A 23,430-nucleotide genomic window follows, 5' to 3' on the forward strand; every position below is an offset into this window, starting at 1 on the left:
GGCCAAAGAAAAAGCCTCATGTTCTTATTTCTCTTAAATATTCGACGAAAATTGAAGAAAAAAATTCGCTCCCTCTCTGCGGGCGATCCACAAGCCGAACAGATACTTAAGTATCTGTTCTTTCTTGCTTGGCTCACTGTCCCGCAGAAGTGTCGCGAATTATTATTTACTACTATCTTATCAAAATTAAAGGCAAGCCTCTATAGGAAGCATTTACATCCTTTTAAGAACAGCCATTTTAAAGGAACTTAGTTTTTGCGGAAAAATTCATTTAAGCGATCAATGACCTCTTCTTTTTTCCATTCAAACGTTTCACCTGTTTGACGGAATTTCACTTCAACGATACCTTCAGTTGCTTTTTTCCCTACTGTTACACGAACAGGCAAACCGATTAAATCTGCGTCTGCAAATTTAACCCCAGCGCGCTCAGCACGATCATCCAATAGTACATCGTAACGGTATGATTTCAATAAACCATACAGCTCATCAGCTAAGGCTACTTGTGTTTCATCCTTAGTATTTACAGGTACAACATGGATATCATAAGGAGCTAATTGCGTTGGCCAAACAAAACCATTTTCATCTTGGAAATGCTCAGCAACTGCAGCTAAAATACGAGATACCCCAATACCATAGCAGCCCATAATAAATGGCTGTGCCTTTCCTTGCTCGTCTAAGAATGTACCATTCATTTTTGAAGAGTAAGTTGTTCCTAATTTGAAAATATGACCAACCTCAATACCCTCTGCAAATTTAATGATACCTTGTCCATCTGGAGATGGATCTCCCTCTTGAATAAAACGAATATCTAAGTATTCATTCACTGCAAAATCACGCTCTGGGTTAACATTTACTAAGTGGAACCCATCTTCATTTGCACCAGCTACACCGTTGTGGATTGATTTAATGGCTTGATCAGCTACTACTTTTACGTCTACTGGTAATTTTACAGGCCCAATAGAACCAATACCACAGCCTAATAAATCTTGAATTGCAGCTTCACTAGCAAGTTCAACAGAACCAGCATCCAGCGCATTTTTTAGTTTAATATCATTAATTTCGTGATCTCCACGAGCAAGTACAACAACTAAGTCACCGTCAACGTCAAATACTAATGATTTAATAACATTTGAAGACTCAACATTTAAGAAAGCCGAAACTTCTTCAATTGTTTTTTGTTCTGGTGTAGCCACTTTTTCAAGAGCATTTAAGGCTTCCGCTGAAGGTTGGTAGTCTACAATAACTTCTGCCATTTCGATGTTTGCAGCATAATCAGACGTATTAGAGTATGCTATTGTATCTTCTCCAATTTCAGAAAGCACCATAAATTCATGTGTACCTTTCCCACCGATTGAACCTGCATCTGCGATTACTGCTCGGTAGTTTAAGCCAAGACGAGAGAAAATATTTGAATATGCGCGATACATATCTTCATATGTTTCATCTAAGCTTTCACGCGATGCATGGAACGAATATGCATCTTTCATAATAAACTCTCTTCCTCGTAGTAAGCCAAAACGAGGACGTTTTTCATCACGGAATTTAGTTTGAATTTGATAAAGTGTTAACGGTAATTTTTTATATGATTTAATTTCATCACGTACTAAAGTTGTAATGACTTCTTCATGAGTTGGTCCTAATGCGAAGTCACGGTCATGACGGTCTTTCAATCGCATTAATTCTGGACCATACTTTTCCCAGCGACCAGATTCCTGCCATAGCTCAGCAGATTGTAATGCTGGCATTAAAAGTTCAATCGAATTGATTGCTTCCATTTCTTCACGAATAATGTTTTCAATTTTTGATAACACACGTTTTGCAAGCGGTAAATACGAGTATACCCCACTTGTATTTTGACGAATAAACCCTGCACGTAGTAATTGCTTATGTGACTTTACATCTGCATCAGCAGGTACTTCACGTAGCGTTGGGATAAATGTTTTACTTTGCTTCATTCAGTGTTCCACCTTTTTTAATAGATAAGTTTATACTCTAATTAGCATAAACAAATTTAGCTTTGAACGCAATGTTTCAAAAAAATTGCGCTCAAAGCTATATTTTTTCAATAATTTTCACTTTAGCGTAATGTGTCATTCGCTGGGGCTTTAACTAAATTAAGTTAACTTAGTTAAAAGAAAAATCGTTGGATATCGTTCCATGTGACTACTACCATTAAGATCATTAATAGGACGATACCTACAAAATGGACCATACCTTCTTTTTGACGATCGATTGGTTTGCCTCGCACTGCTTCGAAACCAAAGAATAATAGGCGACCACCGTCAAGTGCTGGTAATGGCAATAAGTTCATAATTCCTAGGTTGATACTTAACATAGCTGCAAAATTCATTAAAGCAAAAATACCCCATGTCGCAACAGTCTCGGTCGTTTTATAAATCCCAACAGGTCCTGACAGTGCATCAATTGTAAATTTCCCCGTAATAAGCATGCCGAGTAATTCAAATATACGCATTGTCATGCTATATGTTTCTTGAACACCGTAAACGACAGCCTTTAACGGATTATAAACCCTAGGACTTTCATATTGCACGCCGATTTGACCATAAACATCCCCGGTATTTTCATCTTTCATCTCTTTAACGGCCATTGTAAGACTTTTTGTTTGTCCATCTCGTTCAACTGTTACATTAATGGTTTCACCTGGACGATCCTGGACATTTTTAGCTAAATCTTGCCATTTATTAATTGCTTGTCCATCGATGGCTGTTACCTTATCGCCTGCAAGCATTCCTGCTTGTGCAGCTGGGTCACTTGCTACTACATCTGAAATAATTGGTTCATATGTCGGGACACCATTAATTAATCCAATCAGTAGATAGATGAAAAATGCTAATATAAAGTTAAATAACGGACCTGCAAAGATTGTCATAGCACGTTGACCGACTGTTTTAGCATTAAATTGACGATCATATGGCGCAATTAACGTTTCTCTACCGTTTTCTACAAGCATACAATCTCTTGCAACACTATAACGAACTAATTGATCTTCTTCATCATAGCCTTCAACAAATAAATCTCGCTCTAAATCAGCTCGTTCAACTTCCAGAAATAACAAGTCTGGTAATTGCTTATTATTTTGATTTAAAATAATTTTCTTTACAACATTATCCTCATTTACTATGAGCCCAACACGGTAGCCTGGCTGTAATTCGGTGCCATCCACGTCCTGACCAGCCATAAGAACATAACCACCGATTGGCAATAAACGAATCGTATAGAGTGTTTCACCATGTGTTTTTCCATAAATTTTTGGTCCCATACCGATAGCGAACTCACGAACCATTATTCCCGCACGTTTGGCAAATAGGAAGTGACCAAATTCATGGAAGAATACGAGCAAGCCAAATATTAAAATAAATGAAATGGCTGTTTGCATAATACCCCACCTTTAAAAGCGAATAGTTAACGATATCTTTCTCTCATTATTTTACCATGTCTAACACTGTTTTTCTTGTTTCACCGTCTACATGTAAAATTGTTTGCAAATCTGGCACTAATATGTTGTTATGTGCCTGCATTACACGCTCAATCGTCTCGTCAATTTCAAGGAATGTTATTTTACCTTGTAAAAATGCCGCGACTGCCGCTTCATTCGCTGCATTCATCGCTGTTAATATTGTACCGCCTGTGCGCCCAGCCTCATATGCCAGTCGCAATGCTGGATAACGTTCAAAATCCATTTCTTTAAAATGTAACTGACCGATTTGCGCTAAATTAAGTCGTTGCCCGTTATGCAGCGGCATACGATCTGGATAGCTTAATGCATATTGAATAGGGACACGCATGTCCGGTGTACCAAGCTGTGCAATGACACTAGTATCATGATACTCAACTAGGGAGTGAATAATACTTTCTCTATGCAAAAGTACATCAATTTTATCATAAGGCATATCAAATAAGACATGCGCTTCAATTACTTCTAAACCTTTATTCATCATTGTAGCTGAATCTATCGTAATCTTCGCACCCATTGACCAGTTTGGATGATTTAGCGCATCTGCAACCGTTACGTGCTTCAATTCCTCACGGGTTTTGTCACGGAAGCTACCACCTGAAGCTGTGATGATTAATCTTTCAATATTTTTCGGATTTTCACCATTCATCGATTGGAAAATCGCAGAATGCTCACTATCAACAGGTAAAATTGTAGCATTGTATTTCTTTGCCTCTGCCATTACTAAATGTCCAGCAGTTACAAGTGTTTCTTTATTAGCAATAGCAATGGTTTTACCCATACGAATAGCAGCTAATGTCGATTCTAGACCAACACTACCAAGAACAGCATTTACAAGCACTGTTGAGTCAGGATGGGTAGCTATTTCTACCAGCCCTTTTGCTCCAAAAGTAAAATGAACCTGTGGATATTCTTTAGCAAGCGAAAGTGCATCCTCTTCTAATTGAACAGATACCAGCTCAGGCTTCAAAGTTTCGATCATTTCACGAGTTTTTTCGATGTTTTTTCCTGAAGAAAATGCCACTAAATGAAAGGCATCGCGTTGTTCTTTTAAAATATCATAGGTTTGCCAACCGATTGAACCAGTTGCACCAAGTAAACTTATTTTTTTCACGACAAGTTGTCCCCTTTTTTCTATCTAAGCGATATAGCACGATTATTTAGCCTCTTCATCTAGAGAGGAATGCTTCCGCTGTTCTTAGCTCCAAAAAAGATGTAAAAAATGGAGTAAAGGCACGACGAATAATAGACTATCAAAGCGGTCTAAAATACCGCCATGCCCAGGTAAAATTTTGCCTGAATCCTTTACATCAAAATGGCGCTTTATAGCAGATTCCACTAAATCACCCATTTGACCAATAATTGACGCAAAAATTGTAATGAAAACCAGCGATACATAGCCATTCGCAAATGGATATATGGCTTGCATGGCAACAGCAAAGATTACTGCAGTGACAATCCCACCTATAAACCCTTCTACTGTTTTCTTTGGTGAGATTTCTGGCCAAAGCTTATTTTTGCCGAGCTTTCTTCCCACAAAATATGCACCTGAGTCTGTTGTCCAAACTACAAGTAAGCAATAGACAACAAACTCTAACCCGTAATTTCGTGTTTCGATTAAATAATGGAAGCCTAAGCCAACATAAAACGCGCCTAATAAAATAAAGGCAACTTCATCGAATGTAATTTTATTTTTTACAAGGACTACGTAAATAAGCAATAGCATCATTAGACCATAGACAACCATCAAATTGGAAGAATAGCCAATTGCATCTACTACTTTACTTGACCAGTCCTTTGGTATAACAAGGATTATTAATGTTAGTAGCCCTAAAAAACCAGGCACTGAGAAAAGCGAAATGCCTTTCATTTTTAGTATTTCATAAAAGCCGACAACAGCCATTGCAAGCACAAGTAGTGTAAATGGCACTTTTCCATAAATAACAAATGGAATGAAAAGCGCTGCTGCAACTATTGCTGTGATGATTCGTTGTTTCAAGTTGTTTCTTCTCCCTTCAACCCACCGTAACGGCGATTACGCTTTTGATAGTTTTCCACCGCTTCCAGTAAGTTTTCCGCACTAAAATCTGGCCACAATGTATTTGTAAACCATAATTCCGTATAGGCGAGCTGCCATAACATAAAGTTACTTAGTCGTACTTCACCACTTGTACGAATTAATAAATCTGGCTCGGGCAGATGGGCCGTCATTAAATGTGATGTCAAGCATTCTTCTGTTATATCTTGCATCGTTAATTGACCGTCCTGCACTTTTTCAAGCATTGTTTTCATGGCACCAACCATTTCCGAACGACTCCCATAATTCAGCGCAAAGTTCAAAATTAACCCTGTATTATGTTTTGTCTCCTCCATCGCCTCATACAATGCTTTTTGTGTATGAGCAGGCAACAAAGTTGGGTCCCCAATCATTTCGACACGTACATTACGTTCCATCATTTCAGGTAAAAAGGAGCCTAAAAATTCAACAGGTAGACGCATTAGAAAATCAACCTCTTTTTTTGGTCGTTTCCAATTTTCTGTAGAGAACGCATATACCGTTAATACTTTAATACCTAAATCTGATGCAAATCTAGTTACCTTTCGTACCGTCTTCATACCTTCATGGTGCCCAGCAACACGTGGCATGGCACGTTTCTTCGCCCAACGTCCATTTCCGTCCATAATAATCGCTACATGGGCAGGAATCGGCTCGCTTTTAGCAAGGGCAACGCGATCCTCCAATGATAGTGTATCCATATTTATTTGTTTACCTAATAGCTTTTTAAACATGCTAACTCCCCCACTACAACTAATCGGACGTATACTAACCTATCATAACAAACAAAAGTGCTTTTTGTCTTTTTTTTCCCTCTAGATTGACTATGTATGAACTAGCTTATTTTAGAACTATTCACATTTTAAAGAAGGCATTCATTATTGTCGCTGCCGCTTCGCTTTCGCACAGTACATATTTGCTGAATGAAGATAAAGAGAAAAGACGTCCTGATATATATAGGACGCCTTCATCTCATCAAAAAGTTCCATCATAGATATGCAAAGCGTGCTGCTTACACCTCTAAAATTTCTTTTTCTTTTTCTTTCGTTACTTGATCTACTTTTACAATGAATTCATCTGTTAATTTTTGAATATCTTCACCATAGCCACGTAGATCATCTTCTGTGATTTCGCCAGCTTTTTCAAGTTTTTTTAGATCATCATTAGCATCGCGACGAACGTTACGGACAGCGATTTTTGCATCCTCAGCTTCTTTTTTCACTTGCTTTACAAGATCTTTACGACGCTCTTCTGTTAAAGCAGGGATCATTAATCGAATAACTGAACCATCGTTTGTTGGTGTAATACCAATGTCTGATTTCATAATTGCTTTTTCAATCTCACCTAATATCGTTTTATCGTAAGGTGTAATGACTAGTAAACGTGCTTCTGGTACAGAAACACCTCCAATTTGATTAATTGGTGTTGGTGCACCGTAATAATCAACAGTAATGCGATCTAATAGAGATGCATTTGCACGACCTGCACGGATTGATGCTAGCTCTCGCGAAAAAGCAGCAATTGTTTTGTTCATTTTTTCTTTAGCTTGTTCTAAAACTTGTTTAGCCATTATGCATTCCTCCTAACAACTGTTCCAATTTTCTCGCCTTGTACGGCACGTTTAATATTACCTGGTTCCGTAATTGAGAAGACAATTAACGGAATATCGTTATCCATACATAAAGTAGAAGCTGTTGAATCCATTACTTGTAAACCTTGTTGAATAACGTCTAAGTATGTGAGTGTATCATATTTAATGGCAGTTGTATCTACCTTTGGATCTGCAGAATAAACACCATCTACATTATTTTTTGCCATTAAAATAGCATCTGCGTCGATTTCTGCTGCTCTTAATGCAGCAGTTGTATCTGTAGAGAAGAACGGGTTACCCGTACCTGCTGCAAAAATTACTACACGTTTTTTCTCTAGATGACGAACTGCTTTACGACGAATATATGGTTCTGCTACTTGTGTCATCACGATAGATGATTGTACACGCGTTTCAATTCCTAATTTTTCTAGGGCATCTTGTAATGCTAAGGAGTTCATTACCGTTGCAAGCATTCCCATATAGTCGGCTGCTGCACGATCCATTCCCATTTCACTACCTATTTTCCCACGCCATATATTACCGCCACCTACAACAACAGCAACTTCTACATCAAGATCTACTACTTCTTTTACTTCCTCTGCAACAGCCTTGATTATTTTTGGTGATAAACCGAAGCCCGCTTCTCCAGCTAACGCTTCACCACTTAATTTTATAACTACTCGTTTATATTGTGGCACACTCATTGTAAACCTCCGTCAGACTTTATTTAAAACATCTCTATTCCCTTTTCCATTATAGTATATATAACAATAATTGCTAGTTGTGAATAAGGCAGAATAGAAAATTATATCTTTTTTCGCTCTTTTCGGAAAAATAGGGAACACGCTATGTTGTGTTCCCCATTTTTTTGTCTAGAAAATCTAGATATTATTTGATTAGGATCAAATGCAAGCTAAATTAGTTTCCTTTAACTTGGCTCATTACTTCTTCAGCGAAGTTATCTTCACGTTTTTCGATACCTTCACCAACAGCATAACGTACGAAACTATTTACAGAACCGCCAGTTGAAGCAACGAAATCACGTACTTTTTGATCTGAGTTTTTAACGAATGTTTGGTCAAGTAAGCAAACATCTTCGAAATATTTACCAAGACGACCTTCAACCATTTTTGCTACGATGTTTTCTGGTTTACCTTCGTTAAGAGCTTGTTCAGTTAATACTTTACGCTCACGTTCAACCTCTTCTGCAGAAACTTCATCGCGAGAAACATAAGTTGGGTTGATTGCTGCGATGTGCATAGCAACATCTTTTGCTGCAGCAGCATCTGTAGAGCCTTCTAAAGTCACTAATACACCAATACGGCCGCCCATGTGTAAGTAAGAACCGAATGCATCTGCATCAGTTTTTGTTTTTACTTCGTAACGACGAAGAGTGATTTTTTCACCAATTGTTGCAACTGCTGTTGAAATTTGGTCAACAATTTTTACACCTTCTGCATTTGAAAGCTCTAATGCAGCTTCAACTGATGCAGGTTTAGCAGTAAGTAATTGTTCAGCTAAAGAAGCAACTAATACTTGGAATTTATCGTTTTTAGCAACGAAGTCAGTTTCAGCATTTACTTCTAGGATGATTGCTTCGTTACCTTTTTCTAAAATGTAAGTTGTACCTTCTGCAGCGATACGGTCAGCTTTTTTAGCAGCTGAAGAAAGCCCTTTTTCACGTAGGAAATCGATTGCAGCTTCTAAATCACCATCAGTTTGTACTAATGCTTTTTTACAATCCATCATTCCAGCGCCAGTTTTTTCGCGTAATTCTTTTACTAATTGTGCAGTAATGTTTGCCATTTAGTGTTTCCTCCTCAAATTGGTTGAACAAATTTTAGTGATAGGTTCTAAAAAAGGTGATAAGGGTTTTGAGCCACTTATCACCTTTTTGTAAATGTGAATTACTCAGCAGCAGCTTCTACAGCTGGAGCTTCCTCTTCACCTTGTTTTGACTCGATTAAAGCGTCAGCCATTTTAGCAGTTAAAAGTTTAACAGCGCGAATAGCATCATCATTAGCAGGGATTACGTAGTCGATTTCATCTGGATCACAGTTTGTATCAACAATACCTACTAGAGGGATGTTTAATTTACGAGCTTCTGCAACAGCAATACGTTCTTTACGTGGGTCAACCACGAACATTACGTCTGGAAGATCGTGCATATCACGGATACCGCCTAAGAATTTGATTAGACGTTCGTGTTCTTTTTTAAGTTGGATTACTTCTTTTTTAGGTAGAACTTCAAAAGTTCCATCCTCTTCCATTTTTTCGATTGCTTTCATACGCGCAACACGTTTTTGAATTGTACCGAAGTTTGTAAGAGTACCACCTAACCAACGTTGGTTGATGTAGTAGTTGCCTGAACGTTCAGCTTCATCTTTGATCGCTTCTTGTGCTTGTTTTTTCGTACCAACGAAAAGAACTTTACCACCGTCTTGACCAACTTGACGCATGAAGTCATAAGCTTCTTCTAATTTTTTAACAGTTTTTTGTAAGTCGATGATGTAGATCCCGTTACGCTCAACGAAGATATATTTCTTCATTTTTGGGTTCCAACGACGAGTTTGGTGACCGAAATGTACACCAGCTTCAAGTAATTGTTTCATAGAAATTACTGACATGTGAATTTCCTCCTAGTATGTTTGGTTTTTATCCTCCGCATTTATCACTTGCAACAAGCTACCCTATACTTAGAGCACCACTTACTACATCAAAATGCGTGTGTAGTAATAACACCATTTGCAACTATATCATAGCTTTACCCTATTCGCAACTCTTTTAGCTATGAAATTTCAATAAAAGCTCGATTTCTGTTTTTCCTTTTTGAAGCTGTTTGGCAATTTCTTCCGGTGTTTTTCCTTGTTTCGCTAATTCAATAACCTGTTGTTCCATTGTTAATGGCTTTGCTTCTTCCTTGATTATTACATCAGTCGATTGCTGAGCTGACTTTACTGCCTTAGCTCCAGTCTGTTGCTGTCGTGAATAAGCACTAGCTACAATATTTTTAGGCATATACATTCGCGGTTCATTATCTAGATTAATAGAACCGTCTATTGTGCTTTGTTCTTTTTTCGGTGAAAGCAGTTGAGGTTGCTCCTTTTGTCCCACAATCTGTTCTGTCTGTTGTACTACGTTCGTTTTAGTTTCTAACTTAGAAACTCTTTGCAACTCTTGAATTAGGCGGTCATTTTCATCTTTCATATCAGCTAAATAGACACTGATAGTATCATCCATTTCACGCATTAAACGTTCCTGTTTTTTTTCTAAGTCCTTAAACTTTGCTAATTTCGTATTTAAAATAATCAGGAAATAAAATGAAAGTATTTGTAAAAAAAATAGAACCGCAATTAGTATGGTTGTCATAGTAAACTCCTATCCACTAAAATCCACAAAATTCCCTTTAAACGGATGCTGCGCCTGTTTTTCGCTCTTGCCGTTATCCTTGTTTTTTTTCTTTCGGGTACCTTTAATGTACTCGCCACCCGCTTCTTCATCTTCACTAATTTCATCCATACCTTCAGAAGTATTTACAACTTTTTGCTTGCGTTCTATTTCTTTTTTTAACGCTTCATTCGCATGCGCTTGTTGGGCTAAAGTTTGTTGCTGTGCCTGATCTGCCATTTTCCCCGCTTCAAAAGTCTTAGGTATAGCTATTTGTAGTTCGACACCCTTTAAACTCATTAGAACCCCTCCTTCAACGGTATGTATTTATAAGAATATTACGCATTAATCATCTCATTAGATAACAATTTCCGTAATTTTAATAGTGCCTTAGAGTGGATTTGTGAAATACGTGATGTAGATAACTCAAGCATTTCACCAATTTCTGTTAATGTTAATTCCTCAGTATAAAATAAGCTAAGCACTAGCTGTTCTTTTTCATTTAACTTTTGGATATTTCCAGCTAAATCATCCAATAATTCCGATTTGATAATTACCTGCTCAGGAGTTTTAGTAGTATCATCTCGGATAACAAACGACTTTCCATCCGTTTCTTCCTGATCTTGTTGCTCATTAATGGAAAGAACATTTGAAAAGAAATGCTCTTGTACAGTTTGGTAAACTTCATCAATAGGTAAATCCATATGCTCAGCAAGTTCCTCTGGCGTTACATGCCGCATATATTTTTGTTCTAATTGTTCAATTTGTGCATCTAACTTCTTTGCCTTTTCACGCGCAGATCGTGGCAACCAATCTTCCTTACGCAAACCATCTATAATTGCTCCTCTTACCCTAAAAGAAGCATATGTATCAAATTTTAAGTCTCTATTAATATCAAATTTATTCAACGCATCAAAAAGACCTAGCATGCCTAAGCTCGTTAAATCATCTCGGGATACACTCTTAGGTAAACTCGCACCGATACGTTGTACATGATAAGATACTAAGGAAATGTATTTTTTTATAAGTAAATCGCCAGCATCTGGATCGCGCTCATGTATCCAGCGGTTCCACAGATTTTGTTCATCATTCAGAATTGGTTGTGTCATGAAATCCACCTCTCTTTAGAAAACGCATTCGTGCCTGTTTGCCATTAACTACCAGCACTTACAAAATACCATTACAGAATAAGCATGCATTAATATCCTTGATTCACAACTAGCTAAAAATCAATAAACTGCTGCCATCTTTCCTATATTATAACAAGAATCGACTATAATTTCATTTGTTTCTCTAAGTCTCTCATATATTCCTTTGTTTTATTTTTGCCTTTTTGCACATGAAAACTGTATCCCAGTTATTTGTTAATCTAGATACAAAAAAAGAGCCGCTATTTGCGACTCCCTGCTTTATGCATTTACTTGCTGTTCATCTTCTCGGTGCATCATTGTCCGTACTACTTGTGCAATTTCCTCTGAGTTCTCATCTTGAAATTCAACTGTTGAACTCGCTGTATGCGCTTCTTGTTGTTCGTCTTCCCGATTGTCAATTTCACTTTCTTCTAGTTCACCTTCAACAATCGCTTCTTCATTAACCTCTGGTGTGAACAAAACATAAGAGATTAAAAAACGAACAATATACATAACAAAAAACACAATTATGGCCGTTACAAGTGAACCTATGATAATACGTAGTGGTGTAAATGGTTTTTGAAATGTACTAAAAAAATAAATAGAAAAGGCAATTAACGCTCCCCATAGGTTGTAAAAAATAGAACCAAACATTATATTTCGCTCACTCCTTGGTTAACCGTTCGGATATGTAATGTTGACGTCGCAGGATTAAATTCAATGGTTCTACCGCTATTACCACCAGTATCTTCAGCAACTAATGGAATGCTATGTCGCTTCAGCTCTTGTTTTACAGCTTCTACATTGCGTGGACCGATACGCATGGAGTCTTTATCTGATGTAAATTGAAACATCTGCGCACCTCCCGCAATTTTTGCCTTTAGCTTGAATTTTTGCACGCCCTCTAATTTTAATAGGTCTATCATAGCCTCAATGCCTGTGTCAGCAAATTTAGCTACATTAATTGACTCTTGTCGACCTAAACTCGAATCTGGCAACATCACGTGTATTAAACCAGCAATTTTTTTTGACTCATCGTATAAAATAACACCTACACAAGATCCAAGACCTGATGTTCTGATAGTGTTTGGTAACTTTACTACATCCATTTGTGCAATTCCAACTTTAATAACTTGTCCATAACTGTTTAGCATCATCTATGAAACTCCCAATGCTTTAAAAATAGCATCAAATGAGTCTGGATCTGGTAGTAAGAAGAAATGTCCCCTTACCGTTTCTTGGTCTTCAACACCGTCTTCAAAAATGGATGTGTTTATTACGATAACATTATCGCTAACATGTGATAATTCAATCAAGCCAATACTAATAATAGCTCCAAACATATCAACGCTTAATCCCGGAACAGTTGGATAAATTTTTAAATTTGTAAAATCTGATAACGCGGATAAATATGACCCAGATAAAATATTACCCATTTCTTGCATTGCTGATAACCCTAACTCTGAAACAGGTCGTTTTTTAAAGTCGAATGATTCATCATATATGAGGCGACGGATAAAACGATTTGCTTGTTCAATCGGTAGGATAAAGAACATACTGCCTTCAGCATCACCTTCGATGCGCAAATAGATGCCTACTACGACATTTTCAGATCCTCCAGCAAGCTCCATCATGTCATTAAATGACACCATCTCAACCTTTGGTACCCGCATATCTATTTTTTTACCAAGTAAATTGGAAAGTGCTGTCGCAGCATGCGCAGCACCAATATTTCCAATTTCTTTTAATACATCTAAATGTAGCGATGTAATCTTTTGATTAAATGTCATTATCGATCCCTACTTTAGTGGATTTAGTACTTTCTCTAAATGCAATAAAATTAATAAACGTTTATCTATTTTAGCCACTCCTGAAATAAACTCTTCTTCAAGGGAACCCACTACTTCTGGTTGCGGTTCAATGGAGCTTGCAGGGATGTCTAAAACATCATTTGCAGAGTCTACTACAAAGCCTACTTCCATATCTTCAAGCGAAATAATGATAATGCGAGTTGTTTCTTCATGTTCCGAGATAGGTAATTCAAAGCGCTCACGTAAATCCACAATTGGTGTTACGACACCGCGTAGGTTGATAACACCTTTTACATACTTCGCTGTTTTTGGTACTCGAGTAATATGCATTAATTTTTCAATTCCTTGTACATGGGACACTGGAATCGCATATTCTTTATCTGCTAATTGAAAAACAATCACTTTAATACTTTCTTGTTCCACTGCGTTTGTCATTGTTTACACCTCTCTTATTCATTCACCTTATTTAATAAGTGCATTACAATCTACAATCAAGGCCACTTTCCCGTTACCTAAAATTGTTGCACCTGAAATTGCAAAGATATTCGTTAAGTAATTGCCCAATGACTTCAGTACAATTTCTTGTTGTCCAATGAATGAATCTACTACTAAACCTGCAAGCTTCTCACCTTTTCGAACGATGACCACTGAATGGAATTCGTCATCCTGTTGCTCTTTGCGAGGTACTTCAAAGATTTCTTCTAAAAATACTAGTGGTACAACTTTGCCACGGAAGTCAATTACTTTTTGATTATGCGCATTCATGATTTCTGATGAACGGATAATTGAAGTTTCAATAATTGATGAAAGTGGAATTGCATAGATCTCTTTTTCGATTTCCACAAGCATTACAGAAATAATCGATAATGTTAGTGGTAATTGAATAGAGAAAATTGATCCTACATCTTGCGTAGATTCAATAGAGATATTTCCACCCAATGATTCAATTGTTGTTTTCACAACATCTAATCCAACGCCTCGGCCAGATACGTCAGAAATGACATCTGCTGTTGAGAACCCAGAAGCCAAAATAAGTTCATTGATTTGCTTATCTGACATTGAATATGATTGTTCTTGTGTAACAATACCTTTTGAAATAGCTTTCGCTAGTACTTTTTCACGGTTAATACCCGCGCCGTCATCTTCAATTTCAATAAAGACATAGTTACCGCTATGATAAGCACGTAGTTCAACCGTTCCTTCTTCTGGCTTTCCTTTAGCACGGCGAGCTGTAGGATTTTCAATACCATGGTCCACAGAATTTCGGATTAAATGAACAAGTGGATCCCCAATTTCATCGATAACTGTACGATCTAGCTCAGTTTCAGCACCAATAATTTCAAGGTTAATTTTCTTGTTAAGATCACGAGACAGTTGACGAATCATTTTTGGGAAGCGGTTGAATACTGTTTCAACTGGTACCATTCGCATCGTTAAAATAATTGTTTGTAGGTCACCCATAACGCGGCTCATACGTTCTACCGTTTCATTTAATTCGCCATGATTAACCTCAGTCGCAATAGACTGTAGTCGTCCTCGATCTATTACAAGCTCTTCAAATAAGTTCATTAAAATATCAAGACGCTCGATATTCACACGAATTGTTTTATTACCAACAGGCGCATGACTCTTATCAGCCTTAGCAGGAGCTGCCGCTTTGGCAGGCTTAGCTGCTGATGTATTGTTTTCAGGTGCAGTAACAGGTGTAGTCTTCGCTTCTACTGTTGCTGTAGCCGTTGCTGCAACTTCTTGAATTGCTTGATATTGTTTTTCACTAAATTGCTTTTGATTGATAGGTACTATAACAACTTCTTCAACTTCCGAAACTTTCATAATCTTTTTCTGCATATCTTCAGCAGATTCTTTTGTTACAAATGCAACATAAAATTGTTGATCGAACTGTTCGTCTTCAAGCTTCTCTACAGATGGATTTGCTTTAATAACATCTCCATCCTTTTCCAATATCTCAAACACCATGAATACACGCGCTGCTTTTAAAAGGCAGTCTTCGCGTAATCTCACTAAAATTTCAAAGGCATTAAAACCTTGCTCAGCCGATTGTGTAATAACCGTTTGTTCAAAGCTGTCAAATTCCAAAACACTTGAACTTGCTTCAACAGGAGCTGGTATTTCAGTAGTTGCAACTACTTCCTGAATCGCTTCCTCACCTAATTCAATACGCTTTAACTGAGCTACAGTTGAAGATACATCTCGCTTGCCATCTCCACCATTCGCAATATCCATAACCATTTCTTCAAGATGGTCTACAGACTCAAATACAACATCTAAAATTTCAGGAGTTACATGAATTTTCTCGTTACGGATTGCATCTAATACGTTTTCCATTTTATGTGTTAAATCTGCTAAATCTTCGAAGCCCATTGTTGCAGACATACCTTTTAATGTATGTGCAGAGCGGAAAATTTCCCCAACAATTGTCAAATCTTCCGGATTTTTTTCTAGTTCTAATAAATGTTCACTACACGCTTGTAAATGTTCTTTACTTTCTTCGATAAACATCTCTAAATATTGATTGACTTCCATAAGAGGACACCCCTTTTAAGGCAAATATTTCATTATTGTTTGTGCAATATCATCTACATCTGCAACTTCATCGACAAGCTGCGTTTCCACTGCTGCTTTTGGCATACCATACACTATACAAGTTTCGGCTGACTCAGTAATAGCAATCACATTCCCGGTACTTTTTAGTGCTTTTAAACCGTTAGTGCCATCTTGGCCCATACCTGTCATAATAACTGCTACCTTATCAAAATCATTAAATTGGCTCACATCTTCGAACATCACATCTACAGAAGGGCGATGTCCAGATCTAGGTGGTTCATGATTATCAAGGACAACCCCAAAGGAGGTACCTACTTTTCGAAGTTTCATATGATACCCACCAGGTGCAATATATGCCACTCCATTTTGGAGAATATCACCTTGCTCAGCTTCCTTTACGGTGATCTCACTCAATTGATCAAGACGAGTAGCAAGTGACTTTGTAAATCCTGCTGGCATATGCTGGACAATTAAAATTGGCGCTTGAATAGACTTAGGAATTTTTGTAATTACTTCTTGCAGCGCCCTTGGTCCACCAGTGGAAGTACCAATCAGAACAATTTTCCTACCTGCTTTACTCCATTCTACACGTTGCTTCGATAGTTTTACCCTAGTAGAGGTAACATTGACAGAAGGCGTTATCCTTCCTTCATTCAGTAGTTCTCTTCTTATGGTACTCGCATTTAATGCCAGTTCTTGTTGTCTTTTACTACCAGAAGGTTTTTTCAATTTCGAAATAGGTACCAATGATGCTTGTTCAACCTTGTGGACAAGTTCAGTTTGGATTTTATGTAAATCAAGAGAAATTGTTCCGCTCGGTTTCGCGACAAAATCTACTGCCCCAAATTCAATTGCTGTCAATGCATTTTCAGCCCCTTGTTGAGTTGTACTGGAAAGCATAACAATAGGTACTGGACATATGGTCATAATTTCTTGTAAAGCATCAAGTCCATTCATTTCAGGCATTTCAATATCCATTGTCACAACTGTCGGCTTCAATGTTTGGATTTTTTTTATCGCATCTTTCCCATTTCGTGCTGTTCCAACTACTTCAACCTTTGAATTGCCAACAAAAAAGTCACTAATTAGCTTCCTCATAAAAGCAGAATCATCAACAACTAATAGCTTGCTTTTATGTAAAAAGTCCAATTAATCACGCCCTTTCGAAAAAATACTTCTTAATTTAGATAAAAACTTACTCGCTGACTGATCATGTGCGTGAACTTCCTCAGCACGGTGTTCCATAAAACGAGCTACTATGAGTTGAAGTGTCTTTGAAATAAGTGCGTCTGGATAAGCAAGTGAAAAAGGTACTTGCTCGCGCACAGCCTTACGCACAACAGAATCTTCTGGTAATGAGCCTAATATAGTAACCTCTTTGTCCAAAAAACGCTTCATCGTGAGTTTTAATCGTTCATTGGTCTCCATTCCTTCTTCTTTACTAAAAGCTCGGTTACAGAGTATATAAAATAGCTTGTCCGCATCTCGTACATGAATATATTTCATCATCGAATATGCATCTGTAACTGAGGTGGGCTCAGCTGTTGATATAACAATAATTTCATCTATTGAAGTAAGTAAATCTAATGACCAACTAGTAGCCCCTGCCCCCATATCAAATAAAATGTAATCGAAGTTTTTTTGAAGTTGCTCAAAAGCATGTATGAGTCGATCAAACATGACCTCTGACCACTCAAAGACACCTGACATACCAGACCCACCTGAAATATACCTTAAACCATAAGGACCCTCAAACATTACCTCATCTAGTAACTTATTTCCTTCCAAGTAATCTTTTAAACTATAAGAAGCATTTTTTCCAATTAAAATATTGATATTCCCCATACCAATATCCATATCAACGATTGCAACTTTTTTCCCTTTTTTCGCTAACGTAGTTGCAAAGTTCATGGTGAAGTTACTTTTACCTACCCCACCCTTGCCACTTACAACCGCAATAGCTCTACCTAAATCACCTTGCTGTTTCAGCATTTTCAAGCGTAATGTTTCAGCTTGGTCTCTCATTTTTCTTCACCTTGGAAAAACAAATTAAGCACTGCTTCTAGATCAGCTTCCTCAATATCTTCTGGTACTTCTTGACCATTTGTATAGTAAGCAAGTCCTTTATTATATTTAATCATTAAATTAATCAATGTGCCAATAGAATTTGTTTCATCAATCTTTGTGAAAATGAATTTTTCAATTGGTAATTGCTTAAATTGCTCCACAATGTTGACCATGTCCTTTTCTTTCGTCGTCATGGCAAGTACTAAAAAGGATTCAGCTTGGTCATCAAATTTTATGAGACGTTGTAAATCATCAACATATTTTACTTCTTTATAATTCCGGCCTGCTGTATCTATAAACACTAAATCTAAATGCGCCAACCTTTGGATTGCTTGTTCAAAATCTGTTGCATTATAAGCAATCTCAACAGGTGCCTGCAAAAGTCCAGCATACGTTTTTAATTGCTCAATTGCAGCAATCCGATAAGTATCTGTCGTTATAAATCCTATTTTTTTCTTTTTCTCTAAAACCGCTCTAGCTGCCATTTTCGCAATTGTCGTTGTCTTCCCAACGCCTGTTGGACCTAGAACATTAATATATTTTTTTTCGTAAGATAAGCCTCCGATTGGATGATTCTCAAGACTTTTACGCAATAAATTTTTCGTAATCAACTTGCATTGTGAAAAATTGATTTCTGACGCTTCTTTAAAATGCATAAAAAGCTCATCACCAATCGTTGTGATGAGCTCCTCACTTAGCTCCTGCTGTCTTAAGTATTCAATGAAAGGTAAGAGTTCATCGGGATATTGAGCTTGGGTAGTCTTCTTATGCATAGATTGCATTAAAGATTTTAAATCTGCAATTTCCTTCCTCAATTCTTCAGGAATGCTAGCTTCTTCTTGCAAAGTCGCATCATGCTGTGGCTGTACTTGGTGTATTTTAGCTTGAACAGCACTCGTAATCTCTTGTAGCCTTGCATTTTCTTTTTTTGGTGTTGTTATAGGTAAAACCGCAGGAGCTGGAGCCAAATTACTTGGCCCCACTGAATCGATTCCTGCCACAACCTCAAAACTTTTCTTTTTAATGATTCCAAAAAATTTCTTTGTGATTACTACTTTTGAATTCAAAATGACAGCGTCCTCGCCTAATTCAGCACGCACTTGCTTCATCGCCTCTGGTATGGAAGATGCATAATATTTTTTCATTTTCATTCAACATTCACCACCCCAACGCTTTGAATTTCAACCGTAGAATCAAGTTCATTATATGATAAAACTGGAATTTGTGGGAAGTAACGCTCCGTTAGTTGACGTAAGTACATACGAACTGCTGGAGAGCATAAGATAATTGCAGATTGTTCCATAAAGGATACTCTTTCTACTTCTGTAGCAATAGTCTCTAGCACGGTTTGAGAATCTTGTGGATCCATCGCTAAGTAATTTCCATGATCAGTTTGTTGAATACTATCTGCAATCAATTTCTCTACCGTACCTGAAACAGTTATGACCTTCAATGATGAACTGTCTCCTACGTATTGGGACGTAATCTGACGTGCTAATGATTGACGTACATACTCTGTTAATATATCGGTATCGCTCGTTAATTTTGCATAGTCAGCTAGTGTCTCAAAAATAATTGGTAGGTTACGAACTGAAACATTCTCTCGAAGAAGTTTTCCCAATACCTTTTGAATTTCACCTGTTGATAATGGTGTAGGTGTTAATTCTTCAACTAAAATTGGATGCGTCTCACGTAAATGATCGATTAGCTGCTTCGTCTCTTGACGACCAAGTAATTCATAAGCATTTGCACGAATCATTTCTGTTAAGTGTGTTGACACAACGCTCGGTGGGTCAACAACTGTATAGCCAAACATTTCAGCATCTTCTTTAACTTGCTCTGTAATCCACTTAGCCGGAAGTCCAAATGACGGTTCTACTGTGTCAATTCCTTCGATAGAATCATCGTCTCCTGGGCTCATTGCTAAATAATGATCCAGTAACAGTTCACCTCGTGCCATTTCGTTACCCTTTATTTTAATTCGATATTCATTTGGTTGTAATTGAATATTATCACGAATACGGACAACCGGAATGACAATTCCTAATTCTAATGCTAACTGTCGACGTATCATGATGACTCGATCTAATAAGTCTCCGCCTTGAGCAGCATCTACTAACGGTATTAAACCATAGCCAAATTCAAACTCAATTGGGTCCACATTTAATAAATTCACAACGTTTTCAGGGCTCTTCATGCCGTCTGTTGCCACTTCTTCCTCAATTTCAAGTAATTCTTCTTCATCCTCTGGTTTCTTACGATCCATCATATAAGCACCAACAATTAGTGATAGACCAATTGGAAGTGTTATCAAGTTAGGTATTGGCGTAAATAATCCAAGTAAAACAATTGTACCACCTGATACATAGAGCAGTTTCGCTTGAGCAAAAAGCTGCCCTGTAATATCTTCACCAAGGCTTCCCTTAGAAGATGCACGTGTTACAACAATCCCTGTCGCTGTAGAGATAAGTAGCGCAGGAATTTGTGAGACAATACCGTCCCCAACTGTTAACTTAGAAAAATGAGTTGCTGCATCTGCAAATGGAAGGCCCATCTGCACAACACCGATGATGATACCAAATAATAAGTTGATAATAACCATGACCATTGAGGCAATGGCATCCCCTTTTACGAATTTTGTGGCACCATCCATCGCTCCGTAGAAGTCCGCTTCACCCGCTACTTTATCGCGTCGTTCACGTGCTTCCCGCTCGGAAATAATTCCTGCATTTAAGTCAGCATCAATACTCATTTGTTTACCAGGCATCGCATCAAGCGTGAAACGTGCCGCTACCTCTGCAACACGCTCCGCTCCTTTTGTAATAACGATAAACTGAATTAACACAAGGATTAAGAATACAACTAAACCAACAAGTACATTCCCGCCGACTACAAAATCACCAAAGGTTTCAACAACAGCACCAGCATTACCATTCGCTAAAATGGCACGTGTTGTGGAAACACTCAGTCCCAGTCGGAATAAGGTTAACAGTAAAATCACTGAGGGAAAAATAGAAAAGTCTAACGCTTCCTTCATACTCATTGCTGTTAAAAGTACGATTAATCCTAATGTAATATTAATGACGATTAAGAAACTTAACATCCACGGAGGAAGAGGGATGATGAGCATCGCAACGATTAAAATAACCGCTCCTAAAACCCCTATATCGCGAACTTTCATTTGTGTCCCTCCTACATAAAAGCTTTAAATTTTCCGCTTAATTCGATAAACATAAGCAAGTACTTCTGCTACTGCTTTGAAAAACTCATCTGGTACCTGATCGCCGATTTCTACCTGATCGTACATTGCTCGTGCTAATGGTCTATTTTCAACCATAATGACATCATGTTCTTTGGCGATCAGTTTAATTTTCTGAGCGATAAAGTCTGTTCCCTTCGCAACGACACGTGGGGCATCCATACTTTCCTCATCATACTTGAGGGCAATCGCATAGTGAGTAGGGTTTGTTATAACTACATCAGCGCTTGGAATCTCTGACATCATACGACGCATCGCCATTTCGCGTTGACGTTGTTTGATTTTCGATTTAATCAGCGGGTCACCCTCACTATTTTTATATTCATCTTTAATATCTTGCTTAGACATTTTAAGATTTTTTTCGTAATCATGTTTTTGATACATCCAGTCTAAAGTGGATACACAAAGTAAAACGAGGGACGCTGCTATTCCCATAATACCAACAAGCTTACCTACTGTAATAAGAGTCATCCAGGGGCTTTTAAAGGATAGTGCTAAAACCTCTGGTAAATTTGTCCAAATAATAATGGTTGTAACGCCGCCGATGAACCCAATCTTTAATACTGACTTTAAAAGCTCTACAATTGCTTTAACAGAAAATATTTTTTTCAAGCCTTTAATCGGGTCCATTTTTTTTAAATCAAATTTCATCGGCTCTAATGTAAATAGAAAGCCAAACTGTAGAAAGTTACCTGCTAATGCTCCAACAAATGCAATTGCCATGATTGGAACAACAATAAAAGCCATTTGTACTAATGTTTCTGTAAATAAACGCATTACACTATCAATGGTAAGTGATTCTACGCGTATGTTATGAATAAAAGTTTGTCTAAAAAAAGCAAGGAGATCATCTCGCAGTGAACCTGCAAAGAAAAATAGAAAGATAAATACCATGAGCATAACAATCGCACTGGAAATATCCTGACTTTTGACAACCTGACCTTTTTTTCGAGCATCTTGACGTTTTTTGGGTGTCGCCTTTTCCGTTTTTTCTCCCGCAAAATACTGTAAATCTAAGTCCAGTAGTAGCAACATTTTATCCACCACCTAAAATAGCCATAAAATCACGCATAGCATAAATCATAATGGTAATTAGCTTTTGAATAACTTGAATCATTACAGCCATCATAGTGAATAACACTAAAAAACTAACACCAATTTTAATAGGAAAACCAACAACAAAAATATTTAATTGTGGCACAGTTTTTGCTGTTATTCCTAGTGCCAGATCGACTAAAAATAATGTTGCTACTACAGGAGCAGCCATTTGGAAGGCTATCCCAAAAACAGCAGTAAATGTGGTCATGATAAATTTAATATAATCGTCATTTTCGAAATTAGGAAATCCCTGATCCATCGGTAAGAATTGATAACTATAATAAATACCATCCAGAATCATATGATGTCCATTTATTGCTAATAATAAGAGGAATGCTAGCATATTAAAAAACTGACCAATTAACGGACTTTGTGCACCTGTTTGTGGGTCAATAATATTGGCAATGGCAAACCCCATTTGGAAATCAATAAAGCTTCCGGCAATTTGAATGGCCGACATAATGATATAGCCTACTAGACCAAGTAATAGTCCAATTAGTGCTTCCTTCATCACTAAAAGTATGTAATCACCATTTAATACAAATGGCTCGACGTCAATTGTGTAATACATCATCCAAGCTAAAACTAGTGCGAGAGTAATTTTGACTTGTTGCGGAATCGTTCTATAAGAGAAAAAAGGCACAGTGACAAAAAATGCCGATATGCGAACAAGTACTAATAAGAAAACCGTAAAATGCGGGATTAATTCATTCATCTACTCACCCTATATAACGCGTTAAATTCTCAAAAATGTCTCTCGCATAGCTTGTCACCTGTGATAACATCCATGGACCAAAAAATACGATAGCCACTAATACAGCGATGATTTTTGGAACAAATGCTAAAGTTTGCTCTTGAATCGAAGTTGTTGCCTGAAAAATACTTACCGCTAAACCAGTGATTAATGCAACTAATAATAGCGGACCGCTTGTTAGAAGGATAATCGTAATGGCACGCTCTGCAATTGAAATAACCAATTCACCTGTCATAC

General features: G+C 37.5%; 24 protein-coding genes. All 24 read right to left on the reverse strand.

The window, feature by feature from the left end; all coding sequences use genetic code 11:
- Nucleotides 1–248: 248 nt before the first annotated feature.
- Nucleotides 249–1,955: a proline--tRNA ligase gene (locus tag ACIQXF_RS00775; RefSeq protein WP_402777738.1), complete on the reverse strand. Its 1,707-nt coding sequence runs from the start codon at nucleotides 1,953–1,955 to the stop codon at nucleotides 249–251.
- Nucleotides 1,956–2,128: 173 nt separating this feature from the next.
- Nucleotides 2,129–3,397 (reverse strand): RIP metalloprotease RseP, encoded by a 1,269-nt coding sequence (gene rseP, locus ACIQXF_RS00780; protein ID WP_402777741.1) that lies wholly within the window; start codon nucleotides 3,395–3,397, stop codon nucleotides 2,129–2,131.
- A gap of 46 nt (nucleotides 3,398–3,443) precedes the next feature.
- On the reverse strand, nucleotides 3,444–4,589 hold the full coding sequence (gene dxr, locus ACIQXF_RS00785; protein ID WP_402777744.1) for a 1-deoxy-D-xylulose-5-phosphate reductoisomerase: 1,146 nt from the start codon (nucleotides 4,587–4,589) through the stop codon (nucleotides 3,444–3,446).
- A gap of 84 nt (nucleotides 4,590–4,673) precedes the next feature.
- Nucleotides 4,674–5,474, reverse strand: a complete 801-nt coding sequence (locus ACIQXF_RS00790; RefSeq protein ID WP_402777747.1) for a phosphatidate cytidylyltransferase — start codon at nucleotides 5,472–5,474, stop codon at nucleotides 4,674–4,676.
- Nucleotides 5,471–6,265 carry an undecaprenyl pyrophosphate synthase gene (locus ACIQXF_RS00795; protein WP_402777750.1) on the reverse strand — a complete coding sequence of 265 codons (795 nt, stop codon included), beginning with the start codon at nucleotides 6,263–6,265 and terminating at the stop codon, nucleotides 5,471–5,473. The genes ACIQXF_RS00790 and ACIQXF_RS00795 overlap by 4 nt, the downstream gene beginning before the upstream one ends.
- Nucleotides 6,266–6,543: 278 nt before the next feature.
- The gene (gene frr / locus ACIQXF_RS00800; RefSeq protein ID WP_402777753.1) at nucleotides 6,544–7,101 is read right to left on the reverse strand and encodes a ribosome recycling factor; all 558 of its coding nucleotides are present in this window, start codon (nucleotides 7,099–7,101) and stop codon (nucleotides 6,544–6,546) included.
- Nucleotides 7,101–7,826, reverse strand: a complete 726-nt coding sequence (gene pyrH / locus ACIQXF_RS00805; protein ID WP_223552612.1) for a UMP kinase — start codon at nucleotides 7,824–7,826, stop codon at nucleotides 7,101–7,103. Before pyrH ends, frr begins: the two co-directional genes overlap by 1 nt.
- 214 nt (nucleotides 7,827–8,040) lie before the next feature.
- A complete protein-coding gene (tsf, locus tag ACIQXF_RS00810; protein WP_402777758.1) occupies nucleotides 8,041–8,928 on the reverse strand; it encodes a translation elongation factor Ts in 888 nt (295 codons plus the stop codon).
- A 101-nt stretch (nucleotides 8,929–9,029) separates the two neighbouring features.
- On the reverse strand, nucleotides 9,030–9,749 hold the full coding sequence (gene rpsB / locus ACIQXF_RS00815; RefSeq protein WP_402777761.1) for a 30S ribosomal protein S2: 720 nt from the start codon (nucleotides 9,747–9,749) through the stop codon (nucleotides 9,030–9,032).
- Between the two features lie 157 nt (nucleotides 9,750–9,906).
- On the reverse strand, nucleotides 9,907–10,491 hold the full coding sequence (locus ACIQXF_RS00820) for a hypothetical protein (RefSeq protein ID WP_402777764.1): 585 nt from the start codon (nucleotides 10,489–10,491) through the stop codon (nucleotides 9,907–9,909).
- A 9-nt stretch (nucleotides 10,492–10,500) separates the two neighbouring features.
- Nucleotides 10,501–10,809: an RNA polymerase subunit sigma gene (locus tag ACIQXF_RS00825; RefSeq protein ID WP_402777767.1), complete on the reverse strand. Its 309-nt coding sequence runs from the start codon at nucleotides 10,807–10,809 to the stop codon at nucleotides 10,501–10,503.
- Nucleotides 10,810–10,847: 38 nt separating this feature from the next.
- Nucleotides 10,848–11,618: a FliA/WhiG family RNA polymerase sigma factor gene (locus tag ACIQXF_RS00830; protein ID WP_402777770.1), complete on the reverse strand. Its 771-nt coding sequence runs from the start codon at nucleotides 11,616–11,618 to the stop codon at nucleotides 10,848–10,850.
- Between the two features lie 300 nt (nucleotides 11,619–11,918).
- A complete protein-coding gene (locus ACIQXF_RS00835; protein ID WP_402777773.1) occupies nucleotides 11,919–12,293 on the reverse strand; it encodes a hypothetical protein in 375 nt (124 codons plus the stop codon).
- Nucleotides 12,293–12,796, reverse strand: a complete 504-nt coding sequence (locus ACIQXF_RS00840) for a chemotaxis protein CheD (protein WP_402777776.1) — start codon at nucleotides 12,794–12,796, stop codon at nucleotides 12,293–12,295. Before ACIQXF_RS00840 ends, ACIQXF_RS00835 begins: the two co-directional genes overlap by 1 nt.
- Complete coding sequence (locus ACIQXF_RS00845; protein ID WP_402777779.1) at nucleotides 12,797–13,429, reverse strand: chemotaxis protein CheC; 633 nt, start codon at nucleotides 13,427–13,429, stop codon at nucleotides 12,797–12,799.
- Between the two features lie 9 nt (nucleotides 13,430–13,438).
- Nucleotides 13,439–13,885, reverse strand: a complete 447-nt coding sequence (locus ACIQXF_RS00850) for a chemotaxis protein CheW (protein WP_402777782.1) — start codon at nucleotides 13,883–13,885, stop codon at nucleotides 13,439–13,441.
- A gap of 27 nt (nucleotides 13,886–13,912) precedes the next feature.
- Nucleotides 13,913–15,994: a chemotaxis protein CheW gene (locus ACIQXF_RS00855; protein ID WP_402777785.1), complete on the reverse strand. Its 2,082-nt coding sequence runs from the start codon at nucleotides 15,992–15,994 to the stop codon at nucleotides 13,913–13,915.
- Nucleotides 15,995–16,009: 15 nt separating this feature from the next.
- Nucleotides 16,010–17,164 carry a protein-glutamate methylesterase/protein-glutamine glutaminase gene (locus tag ACIQXF_RS00860; RefSeq protein ID WP_402777788.1) on the reverse strand — a complete coding sequence of 385 codons (1,155 nt, stop codon included), beginning with the start codon at nucleotides 17,162–17,164 and terminating at the stop codon, nucleotides 16,010–16,012.
- Nucleotides 17,165–18,040 (reverse strand): MinD/ParA family protein, encoded by an 876-nt coding sequence (locus tag ACIQXF_RS00865; RefSeq protein WP_402777790.1) that lies wholly within the window; start codon nucleotides 18,038–18,040, stop codon nucleotides 17,165–17,167.
- Complete coding sequence (flhF, locus tag ACIQXF_RS00870) at nucleotides 18,037–19,233, reverse strand: flagellar biosynthesis GTPase FlhF (protein WP_402777793.1); 1,197 nt, start codon at nucleotides 19,231–19,233, stop codon at nucleotides 18,037–18,039. The genes ACIQXF_RS00865 and flhF overlap by 4 nt, the downstream gene beginning before the upstream one ends.
- Entirely contained in the window at nucleotides 19,230–21,263 is a 2,034-nt protein-coding gene (gene flhA / locus ACIQXF_RS00875; protein WP_402777795.1) for a flagellar biosynthesis protein FlhA, read from the reverse strand. Before flhA ends, flhF begins: the two co-directional genes overlap by 4 nt.
- A 24-nt stretch (nucleotides 21,264–21,287) precedes the next feature.
- Entirely contained in the window at nucleotides 21,288–22,376 is a 1,089-nt protein-coding gene (gene flhB, locus ACIQXF_RS00880) for a flagellar biosynthesis protein FlhB (RefSeq protein WP_402777798.1), read from the reverse strand.
- Nucleotide 22,377: 1 nt separating this feature from the next.
- Nucleotides 22,378–23,154 (reverse strand): flagellar biosynthetic protein FliR, encoded by a 777-nt coding sequence (gene fliR / locus ACIQXF_RS00885; protein ID WP_402777801.1) that lies wholly within the window; start codon nucleotides 23,152–23,154, stop codon nucleotides 22,378–22,380.
- Nucleotides 23,155–23,158: 4 nt separating this feature from the next.
- Nucleotides 23,159–23,428, reverse strand: coding sequence for a flagellar biosynthesis protein FliQ (gene fliQ / locus ACIQXF_RS00890; protein WP_402777803.1), 270 nt, complete (start codon nucleotides 23,426–23,428; stop codon nucleotides 23,159–23,161).
- Between the last annotated feature and the right edge of the window lie 2 nt (nucleotides 23,429–23,430).

The sequence above is a fragment of the Lysinibacillus sp. NPDC097231 genome, from assembly GCF_044761885.1.
Taxonomy (GTDB): domain Bacteria; phylum Bacillota; class Bacilli; order Bacillales_A; family Planococcaceae; genus Lysinibacillus.

Bases quoted from the DNA above. Each gene is read 5' to 3' on its own strand.
- rpsB (WP_402777761.1), bottom strand. From the start codon at position 9,749: ATGTCAGTAATTTCTATGAAACAATTACTTGAAGCTGGTGTACATTTC.
- ACIQXF_RS00835 (WP_402777773.1), bottom strand. From the start codon at position 12,293: ATGTTTGGTTCTATTTTTTACAACCTATGGGGAGCGTTAATTGCCTTT.
- ACIQXF_RS00865 (WP_402777790.1), bottom strand. From the start codon at position 18,040: ATGAGAGACCAAGCTGAAACATTACGCTTGAAAATGCTGAAACAGCAA.
- ACIQXF_RS00775 (WP_402777738.1), bottom strand. From the start codon at position 1,955: ATGAAGCAAAGTAAAACATTTATCCCAACGCTACGTGAAGTACCTGCT.
- tsf (WP_402777758.1), bottom strand. From the start codon at position 8,928: ATGGCAAACATTACTGCACAATTAGTAAAAGAATTACGCGAAAAAACT.
- flhB (WP_402777798.1), bottom strand. From the start codon at position 22,376: ATGTTGCTACTACTGGACTTAGATTTACAGTATTTTGCGGGAGAAAAA.
- ACIQXF_RS00825 (WP_402777767.1), bottom strand. From the start codon at position 10,809: ATGAGTTTAAAGGGTGTCGAACTACAAATAGCTATACCTAAGACTTTT.
- ACIQXF_RS00830 (WP_402777770.1), bottom strand. From the start codon at position 11,618: ATGACACAACCAATTCTGAATGATGAACAAAATCTGTGGAACCGCTGG.
- ACIQXF_RS00840 (WP_402777776.1), bottom strand. From the start codon at position 12,796: ATGATGCTAAACAGTTATGGACAAGTTATTAAAGTTGGAATTGCACAA.
- fliR (WP_402777801.1), bottom strand. From the start codon at position 23,154: ATGAATGAATTAATCCCGCATTTTACGGTTTTCTTATTAGTACTTGTT.
- flhA (WP_402777795.1), bottom strand. From the start codon at position 21,263: ATGAAAGTTCGCGATATAGGGGTTTTAGGAGCGGTTATTTTAATCGTT.
- ACIQXF_RS00845 (WP_402777779.1), bottom strand. From the start codon at position 13,429: ATGACATTTAATCAAAAGATTACATCGCTACATTTAGATGTATTAAAA.
- rseP (WP_402777741.1), bottom strand. From the start codon at position 3,397: ATGCAAACAGCCATTTCATTTATTTTAATATTTGGCTTGCTCGTATTC.
- ACIQXF_RS00855 (WP_402777785.1), bottom strand. From the start codon at position 15,994: ATGGAAGTCAATCAATATTTAGAGATGTTTATCGAAGAAAGTAAAGAA.
- ACIQXF_RS00850 (WP_402777782.1), bottom strand. From the start codon at position 13,885: ATGACAAACGCAGTGGAACAAGAAAGTATTAAAGTGATTGTTTTTCAA.
- flhF (WP_402777793.1), bottom strand. From the start codon at position 19,233: ATGAAAATGAAAAAATATTATGCATCTTCCATACCAGAGGCGATGAAG.
- frr (WP_402777753.1), bottom strand. From the start codon at position 7,101: ATGGCTAAACAAGTTTTAGAACAAGCTAAAGAAAAAATGAACAAAACA.
- fliQ (WP_402777803.1), bottom strand. From the start codon at position 23,428: ATGACAGGTGAATTGGTTATTTCAATTGCAGAGCGTGCCATTACGATT.
- ACIQXF_RS00820 (WP_402777764.1), bottom strand. From the start codon at position 10,491: ATGACAACCATACTAATTGCGGTTCTATTTTTTTTACAAATACTTTCA.
- pyrH (WP_223552612.1), bottom strand. From the start codon at position 7,826: ATGAGTGTGCCACAATATAAACGAGTAGTTATAAAATTAAGTGGTGAA.
- ACIQXF_RS00795 (WP_402777750.1), bottom strand. From the start codon at position 6,265: ATGTTTAAAAAGCTATTAGGTAAACAAATAAATATGGATACACTATCA.